The sequence below is a fragment of the Paenibacillus sp. FSL H7-0716 genome (assembly GCF_038002705.1).
Taxonomy (GTDB): Bacteria; Bacillota; Bacilli; order Paenibacillales; family Paenibacillaceae; genus Paenibacillus_AQ; species Paenibacillus_AQ odorifer.
Window position 1 is genome coordinate 44416 of sequence record NZ_JBBODA010000038.1, and the last position, 8557, is coordinate 52972.

Consider the following 8557-nt stretch of genomic DNA (forward strand, 5'->3'; position numbering starts at 1 on the left):
GGCTACTTCCCTTCAGCCGCTAGCAGCAGCTCTTGATCAAGCTTTTCCAGTGAATCAAAGATCAGCTTCATAAATGCTTCCCGGTCAACTCCCACCAATACTTGCACATTCGCTGGACGATCCGTCTTCTTCCGTCTGTCTGCAACTGTCATTCCCCGCGTCAGCTTGCCTTCTGTCTCCACCGTTACATATAGATGCTCAAATTCAAATAGTTCCGGATACAGCAGCCAGGCAACAGCACATGGATCATGCAGCGCACTACCGACATAGCCCATTTTTTTACCGTAAATCGAATAGAAATCCAGCAATTCTCCGACCATTGTAGACACTGGTCCCCGCTCTTTCAATGCTAGAATCTCATCTTCAAAAATAGCAGCCTTATCGGTCACATCCAGACCACTCATTGTGATTGGAATCCCCGACTCAAACACAATACGGGCTGCTTCTGGATCTACATAGATATTAAACTCCGCAGTAGAGGTGACATTCCCATAAGAGATACCTCCGCCCATCAGTGAGATTTTTTCAATTCTGTCTTTAATCTCTGGATAAGCCGTGATTAGCAGTGCAATATTTGTTAAAGGAGCCATCGGCACAAGCGTAATCTTCTCCTCTGAAGAACGAATGATATCCAGCATAAACTCCACAGCACCCTGCTCTACAGGGCGGAATTTACTTGGGGGCAAAAGCGGCCCATCCATGCCCGATTCACCATGCGCTTCCTCACCTGTAACAAGCTTGCCAAACAGTGGGCCAGCAGCCCCCTTAGCTACAGGAATGTCAGCATTCACGAAGCTGATCACCTTCAGGGCGTTATCCGTGATTTTATCTAAAATTTGGTTTCCACCAACCGTTGTAATCCCGCGCAGATCTAACTTCTCCGAATTTGCTATGGCAAGCAGTATCGCTATTGCGTCATCATGCCCTGGATCGCAGTCAATAATAATAGGTGTTGGCATAGTTACTCACTCCTTGTCTGTGTATCAATCATTTCAATCGCTATTTAACTAGCGGGCTTTTAAGTTTTTTATTCTTTTTTCGTGTCTCAGATACTGCGTAGATCACAAGTCCAATTACTGTGGCTACATAAGGAAGAGTAGCGATTAGCTCCGCAGGAATCTTCAACACCTGTAGCGCATTCGACAATGCATCTGCAGTACCAAATAATAAAGAGGTCAACGCCGTGCCTACGGTCGTACTTCTTCCCATCGACTCAGCGGCAATGGCAATCCAGCCCCGGCCAGCGATCATATCGCGGGTAAACAGTGACAAATACCCCATCGACATATAAGCACCGCCTAAACCGGCAAAAAATCCACTAAGCAGCAAAGCAATATACTGTATTTTCACAACACTTACACCCACGGATTGAGCCGCATGTGGATTTTCACCCACTGAACGAATGCGCAGTCCAAGCGGTGTACGGTTTAAAAGATAGTAGACAACAAACACAGCCACTATAGAAACATACGTCAGAATGTGATGTCCCGATAAAATAGGTCCAAGCACCGGGATATCCTTCAACAAAGGAATCTGGACACTAGGCAGAACTTTACTCGCCAGAGAAGTGGAAGAACCCTTGTCGCCACTAAGCAGATAGAGGATAAACACAGTTCCTCCAGAAGCAAACATATTAATGGCCACACCCCCGAGAATGATATGTGTTTTGAATTTCAGTGTGAAAAAAGCTAATATTCCAGCGATCAATGTTCCAGACAGCACCGCCCCCAGCAGACCTACCCACGCGCTATGTGTATAGCTGCTTATGATGACACCCGCTAAAGCGGCAACAAGCATGATGCCCTCCATCCCAATGTTAATGATCCCTGCGCGGTTGGAGATGAGTGCGCCGAGCGCGGCGAACAGAATCGGAGTCGTCACGCGAAGGACAGAGAACGCAAAGTCAGTTGTAAAAATTACATCAAACAAACTATTCACGCTTCCTTCGCCTCCTTCAAGAGCATCCGATTTTTCCAAAACTTCAGAAATTGCTCAGCCGAAATCAGAAGAATGATAATTGCCTGTATAATTGAGATCATCTCTGAAGGTACATCAGACAGACGCGCCATCATGTCAGCCCCAATTCGAATATACGCTAGGAACAATGCAGAGCCGATTACGGACAGTGGATTATTTTTGGCTAACATCGCTACAAGGGCACCATCCAAGCCATAACCAGGCAGTGACGTCCATTGGAAACGGTTATACATCCCCAGCACTTCTACGGAACCCCCCATACCTGCGATAAAACCTGCAATCAAGTGAACGAGAATAATAACCTTAGCTGTCTTCATTCCGGAATAACGGGCAAAGTCCCGGTTGATGCCTGTCATGCGCAGCTCATATCCCCATTTCGTTTTGTATAGGAATAAATGAGCTGCAATAATAAGCACGATAACGATAATAAGACCTGTATGAATACGGGTGCCCGAGACCATTTTACTCAGCAGTGCCGTTTTCTCGAATTTGTAGGATACATTGGCAAAAGCTTTAGCATCACGTAGATGATAGTTCAGTAGGTATAGCCCTACTCCGAACAAAATATTATTGAACATTAAGGATGTAACCAACTCATTAGCATTCCATTTTGCCTTCAGAATACCAGGTATTGCCGAGAGCAAGGCTCCAACAATTGAACCTGCAGCAATAGCTACCATCGGATGCAGCCAGCCGTCCAACGTTAAATGAATAGCCAATACGGAAGTTACAACACCGGAGAAATAGAAAATCCCTTCAGCTCCCAGGTTGAACATATTGGCTCGAAACAACAAGGATACTGCCAACCCAGTGAACATGAGCGGAATCGCCATCTCAATCACATTACCAATATGACCTTTACTGGATAACGGCTCTAATAGGAATATACCAATCGTCTTCACAGGCTGATTACTGACCAAAGAGATGATCAGAAAGGCAATAGCGAGTGCAATAACGATTACCGCCGATGTCCGAATGTACTCAAAATATTTAACTTTAAACATGATTTACGGCCCTCCCGATGTGCTCCTCGTCCTGTCGATGAATCCCCAGCATATAAAGACCTAATTCTTCCTCACTAACCTTAGAGGGTTCCTCGAAAAAGGCAACAATCTTACCCTCGTACATTACTAGCAGACTATCGCTGATCTCCAAGATCTCATTCAAATCTGCCGACACTAGCAAAATCGCGCAATCGTCTGAACGTAATTCCAACAACTTTTGATGTATGAACTGGGCTGCGCCTATATCCACACCCCGTGTCGGCTGTTCTGCAATAAGCAGCTGCGGTTCAGTCGAACACTCTCTAGCTACGACCACCTTCTGCATGTTACCACCTGACAACATTCCAATGGGCTGAGAAGGTCCTGAACAGCGGACTTTAAATTCCTCTACAAGGGATACTGCTAGCTTGGCAATTCGTGAGCCATTCAAAAAAAGACCTTTGTTCATTGCTTTTGTACGATACTGAGTAGATAGTAGATTATCAGCTATGCTTGCCTCACTAGCGATCCCTTGCCGCATCCGATCCTCCGGTATATAGGAAACGCCTAGCTTACGAATATCCAAAATATCCGATTCACGGATATCCTTTCCCTTCACTAGTACAGAGCCCTGACTTGAGACACCTCTCAAGCTACCTGTAAGAGCTTCAATGAGCTGTGTCTGCCCGTTACCTTCTACACCAGCAATCCCAACGATCTGCCCACCACGTACCGCAAAATTGATATCCGACAATAATGCTTTGCCATCTGCATCATTCACACCGAGTCCCTGCACCGTTAGTACTGGCTCACTAACAGCCAGAATCTCTTTGTCATATTTCAGCACGACGTCTCTGCCGACCATTAGTCGCGAGATTTCCTGTTCTGTCACATCCTGTGTTTGAAAAACACCTTCACTACGGCCGCTGCGCATAATCGTAATTCTGTCGCAAATCGCTTTGACTTCCTTTAATTTGTGCGAAATAAAAACTATCGTATGCCCCTGTTCCCTTAATTGCTTAAGCTCGCGGAACAATTCCTCTGTTTCCTGTGGAGTCAACACCGCAGTCGGCTCATCAAGCACCAGAATTTTCGCACCACGCAGCAGCGCCTTAAGAATCTCAACCTTTTGCTTCATCCCAACTGTTAGATCCTCTACTTTTGCCTTTGGATCCACGGCCAGATTGTATTTCCTTGCGGTCTCTTCCGTCATGCGCACAGCCTCGGCATAATTAATGCCAACTCCTCTGCGCGGCTCCATACCCAGCACCATATTCTCTGCCACCGTAAAAGAAGGTACCAACATGAAATGCTGGTGGACCATGCCGATGCCTCTATCAATGGCGTCCTGAGCGGATTGCAGCTTTACTTTTTCACCCTTGATATAGATCTCGCCTTCACTTGGCTCTTCCATGCCAAACATAATCTTCATTAAAGTCGATTTACCAGCACCGTTCTCACCTGCAATCGCATGTATTTCTCCCTCACGTAAAGAAAAATGCACGTCTTTATTTGCAACGACGCCATTGGGATATACCTTGGTAATTCCCCGCATTTCCAGCAGAGCTTTGTACATAGGTCTCAACGCCTTTCAACTTGGAGGTCTGCAAAAATATACAGCTGGAATTCCCCTGACTAGAAGAATCTCCAACTGTAGGTTTATCTCTATAGAGCTGATCTTACGGTTTAAAGCTTAAGGCTTAACTGCGTTACGAATAGCTTCTACCTCTGCGGTTTCCATCCCCATCGCATTATCCACTTTAATTTCTTTATTGATCAGCTTTTGCTTCACTTCTTCAACCTTGGCCTGAAGATCAGCCGGGAATACATTTTTATAAATATCATTCTCAGCAATACCTACACCATCATCTACAAAGCTCAACACATCACGTTTGCCCATTTCTAGCGTACCCTCTTGCAATCTTTTCACTGCACCTAGAATAGCCGTATCAATCTTTTTAATAGAAGAAGTAACAATTAGATTTGCTTTTTCACTATCCGTATCGTTAATCAACATTGCCTGATCGGAGTCTACACCGATTGCATATTTTTTCTTCTCTTTAGCTGCGTCAAAGATCCCAAGACCTGTACCCCCAGCCACGTTAAAAATAACATCCACGCCGGAGTTATATTGAATTAGAGACAGCTCCTTACCTTTTGCCGGGTTAACAAAATCACCAGCGTACGACACAGCCACTTTTACATCAGGATCAACGTACTGAGCACCTTGAATGTAACCGACCAAGAAAGCATTAATCCCCGGAATATCCATACCGCCCACAAACCCAATCACATTCTCAGGGGTAGCATTCGGCATATCCGATTGTGTAGCTAATGCTGCTACGGCACCTGCCAAGAAAGATACTTCATTTGTCGCATAAGACATGTTATACATGTTATCTGGTGCTTCATCGATGTCGGTATCATAATTAATGAATTTTTTGTCTGGATACAAGTCTGCCGTTGCATTAAACATCTCTGTAATTTCAGAACCGCCAGAAATAATTACATCCCAATCCTCGGAAGCGATATCGTTAAATGTTGGCTCCCATTTCGTTTTATCAACGCCCATTTCAACAACCTTTGTTACTGCACCTAGTTCATCCTTAACCTTTTGCAAGCCGTTATTAGCGGAATCAAAAAATGATTTATCCCCAAGTGTCCCCGGAATCAGCAATACAACCTTCAGTTTATCCCCTGAACCTGTTTCTCCACCCTCAGCAGCGTTTGATCCAGTATTCGCAGAAGAACCATTATTGGACGTGTTATTCCCACATGCTGTGACCAGAACCATCACCATTAATAACAACAAAGAAAGAACTTTTTTATTCATTACTCTATTCCACCCCTAATTTTAGTTGGTTAGTAATCCGCAGAATCCCCATCCTCACGCATTGTATAATTCACGGTTCAAATGGAAATTTTCTTTTTTCCAAATAAAGTATCATTAAAAGTAATAAATTTAACGTTTAGGCTCAAAAATAGCAATAAAAATACCATTATTATTAATAATCCGCTTTATTTCCGAACGAGATGGCCAGTCAGGTTGCGAACTTTCGGATTTATTGATACGATCATAACAAATATTATTAAAAATAATTATATGATTTCGGTCATAGTTTTGTACGATTCGGCTAAAACATAAGTATTGGAGGATCATCATGGATCGTGTTCTATATATTGTAAGTGCCACACATGAGCTAAATACTTATATCCCTCCACACCAGCATGAATGCTACGAACTAGTCTATTATTTACAGGGGGTAGGGACAACCAATGTTGGCCCCCGAAGTTACCATTTTCGCTCCTCTTCTTTCGCGCTTGTGCCACCCAATCATAAACATGACGAGCACCACCGTGAGGATGCAAATGTATTATTTGTAGGCTTCCACTCGGAACACCCTAATATGAGTAATCTGCTCGGCGTATATGAAGATGATAAAGATCAGACCGTTCTTCAAATCCTGCTGCGAATGAAAGCAGAGTTTACACGCAAGCAAGACGGATTCTCTGAGCTTCTAAACCTACAAATGAGCGAGATTACCGTCCATCTTATGAGGCTTCTTAGTGCCTCTGGATATCAATCCCCAACAGAAGACCGAGTACAATATGTCCTTAATTATATGAATGAGCATTATCGCCATAAATTGTCCGTCGAAACACTATCAGAAATGTCCGGATATAGTTACGATCGTTTTCGCCATCTGTTTAAAGAACGTTTCGGATCTTCACCTCTGCGGTATTTGCTGTTAAAACGCCTGGATTATGCAAAATCCCTATTACGTCATACTCAGATGCAAATCTCTGAAGTATCCGCTGCTGCAGGTTTTGTGAACGATGCCCAATTCTGCAATATGTTTAAACGAGAGATAGGTCTTACCCCGCGAGCATTCCGCATTAATAATCAATCAGGTTAATCACTAATCAGATTAAAAAAGCCGTTGATATAGAGAAACTCCTCTATTCAACGGCTTAATGCTGTAAACCCAAGAACATAAAGAAAAAAGGTTTGTAAGATTGCTTATAAAAGCATTCTTACAAACCTTTTTAAGATACCGGCGAGAGGACTCGAACCTCCACGGTTTCCCACTCGATTTTGAGTCGAGCGCGTCTGCCATTCCGCCACGCCGGCACATATGAACTAAATGGAGGCGCCACCCAGATTTGAACTGGGGATAAAGCTTTTGCAGAGCTTTGCCTTACCACTTGGCTATGGCGCCATGTAAATTTTGGAGCGGACGACGGGAATCGAACCCGCGACCCTCGCCTTGGCAAGGCGATGCTCTACCGCTGAGCCACGTCCGCATAAAATGGCTGGGGATATAGGATTCGAACCTATGAGTGACGGAGTCAAAGTCCGTTGCCTTACCGCTTGGCTAATCCCCAATAACATTTTAAAGTAAAATGGGGCGACTGATGGGTCTCGAACCCACGAATGCCGGAACCACAATCCGGTGCGTTAACCCCTTCGCCACAGTCGCCATATTAAGTTGAGATTGTTGCCATTATTCATTTTAAAGTAAATGGGGCGGCCGATGGGTCTCGAACCCACGAATGCCGGAACCACAATCCGGTGCGTTAACCCCTTCGCCACGGCCGCCATATTAAACTTTAGAAAGAACTTGGCAGGGGCAGCAGGAATTGAACCCACACCAACGGTTTTGGAGACCGTTGTTCTACCTTTAAACTATGCCCCTAAAAACTGGTGGAGGATGATGGATTCGAACCACCGAACACTCACGTGAGCAGATTTACAGTCTGATGCGTTTGGCCACTTCGCTAATCCTCCAAGGATGGTGCCGGCGAGAGGACTTGAACCCCCAACCTACTGATTACAAGTCAGTTGCTCTACCAATTGAGCTACACCGGCATGGCACTCATTCTTTTGTGATGATAAATGGTGGCTCGGGACGGAATCGAACCGCCGACACGAGGATTTTCAGTCCTCTGCTCTACCGACTGAGCTACCGAGCCATGATGAAAATGGCGGAACCGACGGGATTCGAACCCGCGATCTCCTGCGTGACAGGCAGGCATGTTAGGCCAACTACACCACGGTTCCAAAAGATATAATTGCTTAAGTTAATTGGTTGCGGGGGCAGGATTTGAACCTGCGGCCTTCGGGTTATGAGCCCGACGAGCTACCGGGCTGCTCCACCCCGCGTCAGTAAGAAAATGTTATGGTGGAGGCTGAGGGGATCGAACCCCCGACCCTCTGCTTGTAAGGCAGATGCTCTCCCAGCTGAGCTAAGCCTCCATAAACAACAATTGTTATTGTACCAAAGTCCACTAGGATAAATCAAGTGAAAATTTGGTGACCCGTATGGGATTCGAACCCATGTTACCTCCGTGAAAGGGAGGTGTCTTAACCCCTTGACCAACGGGCCATACTAATTAAAAATTTGTGGCGGAGAGAGAGGGATTCGAACCCTCGAGACGCTTGTGGCGCCTACACGATTTCCAATCGTGCTCCTTCGGCCAAACTCGGACACCTCTCCATATGGCTCCCCGAACAGGACTCGAACCTGTGACAACTCGATTAACAGTCGAGTGCTCTACCAACTGAGCTATCAGGGAATATTCATACCAGGCTTGAT

At 45.2% G+C, this 8557-nt stretch carries 6 protein-coding genes and 16 tRNA genes; 1 reads left to right on the top strand and 21 read right to left on the bottom strand.

All coding sequences use genetic code 11. From position 1 onward, the window contains the following. Window positions 1-2 precede the first annotated feature (2 nt). The 5 genes from MHH60_RS28665 to MHH60_RS28685 all read right to left on the bottom strand — a co-directional run bounded on the left by MHH60_RS28665 (window position 3) and on the right by MHH60_RS28685 (window position 5793). Window positions 3-959: a nucleoside hydrolase gene (locus MHH60_RS28665; RefSeq protein ID WP_076134100.1), complete on the bottom strand. Its 957-nt coding sequence runs from the start codon at window positions 957-959 to the stop codon at window positions 3-5. A 40-nt stretch (window positions 960-999) separates the two neighbouring features. After that, a complete protein-coding gene (locus MHH60_RS28670; RefSeq protein WP_076134099.1) occupies window positions 1000-1938 on the bottom strand; it encodes an ABC transporter permease in 939 nt (312 codons plus the stop codon). After that, window positions 1935-2981 carry an ABC transporter permease gene (locus tag MHH60_RS28675; RefSeq protein ID WP_036685569.1) on the bottom strand — a complete coding sequence of 349 codons (1047 nt, stop codon included), beginning with the start codon at window positions 2979-2981 and terminating at the stop codon, window positions 1935-1937. Before MHH60_RS28675 ends, MHH60_RS28670 begins: the two co-directional genes overlap by 4 nt. Next, window positions 2974-4536, bottom strand: coding sequence for an ABC transporter ATP-binding protein (locus tag MHH60_RS28680; RefSeq protein ID WP_076134098.1), 1563 nt, complete (start codon window positions 4534-4536; stop codon window positions 2974-2976). Before MHH60_RS28680 ends, MHH60_RS28675 begins: the two co-directional genes overlap by 8 nt. A 117-nt stretch (window positions 4537-4653) precedes the next feature. Then, window positions 4654-5793, bottom strand: a complete 1140-nt coding sequence (locus MHH60_RS28685; RefSeq protein ID WP_076134097.1) for a BMP family ABC transporter substrate-binding protein — start codon at window positions 5791-5793, stop codon at window positions 4654-4656. Between the two features lie 328 nt (window positions 5794-6121). On the opposite strand from MHH60_RS28685, the gene MHH60_RS28690 reads away from it, so the two are divergent. Then, complete coding sequence (locus MHH60_RS28690; RefSeq protein ID WP_076130295.1) at window positions 6122-6877, top strand: AraC family transcriptional regulator; 756 nt, start codon at window positions 6122-6124, stop codon at window positions 6875-6877. Between the two features lie 136 nt (window positions 6878-7013). On the opposite strand, the gene MHH60_RS28695 is transcribed toward MHH60_RS28690, so the two are convergent. The 16 genes from MHH60_RS28695 to MHH60_RS28770 all read right to left on the bottom strand — a co-directional run bounded on the left by MHH60_RS28695 (window position 7014) and on the right by MHH60_RS28770 (window position 8537). Continuing rightward, window positions 7014-7092: transfer RNA gene (locus MHH60_RS28695), tRNA-Leu, on the bottom strand. 14 nt (window positions 7093-7106) lie between these two features. Next, window positions 7107-7180 (bottom strand) — tRNA-Cys (locus MHH60_RS28700). Between the two features lie 10 nt (window positions 7181-7190). Beyond that, window positions 7191-7265, bottom strand: a tRNA-Gly gene (locus MHH60_RS28705). A 6-nt stretch (window positions 7266-7271) separates the two neighbouring features. After that, window positions 7272-7346: transfer RNA gene (locus MHH60_RS28710), tRNA-Gln, on the bottom strand. Window positions 7347-7365: 19 nt separating this feature from the next. After that, window positions 7366-7441 (bottom strand) — tRNA-His (locus MHH60_RS28715). A gap of 43 nt (window positions 7442-7484) precedes the next feature. Then, window positions 7485-7560 (bottom strand) — tRNA-His (locus MHH60_RS28720). 23 nt (window positions 7561-7583) lie between these two features. Then, window positions 7584-7657, bottom strand: a tRNA-Trp gene (locus tag MHH60_RS28725). A 6-nt stretch (window positions 7658-7663) separates the two neighbouring features. Then, a tRNA-Tyr gene (locus MHH60_RS28730) sits at window positions 7664-7749 on the bottom strand. A 5-nt stretch (window positions 7750-7754) separates the two neighbouring features. Next, window positions 7755-7830, bottom strand: a tRNA-Thr gene (locus MHH60_RS28735). 28 nt (window positions 7831-7858) lie between these two features. Beyond that, window positions 7859-7934, bottom strand: a tRNA-Phe gene (locus MHH60_RS28740). Between the two features lie 10 nt (window positions 7935-7944). Continuing rightward, a tRNA-Asp gene (locus MHH60_RS28745) sits at window positions 7945-8022 on the bottom strand. A 25-nt stretch (window positions 8023-8047) separates the two neighbouring features. After that, window positions 8048-8124 (bottom strand) — tRNA-Met (locus tag MHH60_RS28750). Window positions 8125-8141: 17 nt separating this feature from the next. Next, window positions 8142-8217: transfer RNA gene (locus tag MHH60_RS28755), tRNA-Val, on the bottom strand. Between the two features lie 55 nt (window positions 8218-8272). Further along, a tRNA-Glu gene (locus MHH60_RS28760) sits at window positions 8273-8347 on the bottom strand. A gap of 18 nt (window positions 8348-8365) precedes the next feature. Next, window positions 8366-8458, bottom strand: a tRNA-Ser gene (locus tag MHH60_RS28765). Window positions 8459-8461: 3 nt separating this feature from the next. Then, window positions 8462-8537, bottom strand: a tRNA-Asn gene (locus MHH60_RS28770). Window positions 8538-8557: the final 20 nt, after the last annotated feature.

Bases quoted from the DNA above. Each gene is read 5' to 3' on its own strand.
- MHH60_RS28690 (WP_076130295.1), top strand. From the start codon at position 6,122: ATGGATCGTGTTCTATATATTGTAAGTGCCACACATGAGCTAAATACT.
- MHH60_RS28685 (WP_076134097.1), bottom strand. From the start codon at position 5,793: ATGAATAAAAAAGTTCTTTCTTTGTTGTTATTAATGGTGATGGTTCTG.
- MHH60_RS28680 (WP_076134098.1), bottom strand. From the start codon at position 4,536: ATGTACAAAGCTCTGCTGGAAATGCGGGGAATTACCAAGGTATATCCC.
- MHH60_RS28675 (WP_036685569.1), bottom strand. From the start codon at position 2,981: ATGTTTAAAGTTAAATATTTTGAGTACATTCGGACATCGGCGGTAATC.
- MHH60_RS28665 (WP_076134100.1), bottom strand. From the start codon at position 959: ATGCCAACACCTATTATTATTGACTGCGATCCAGGGCATGATGACGCA.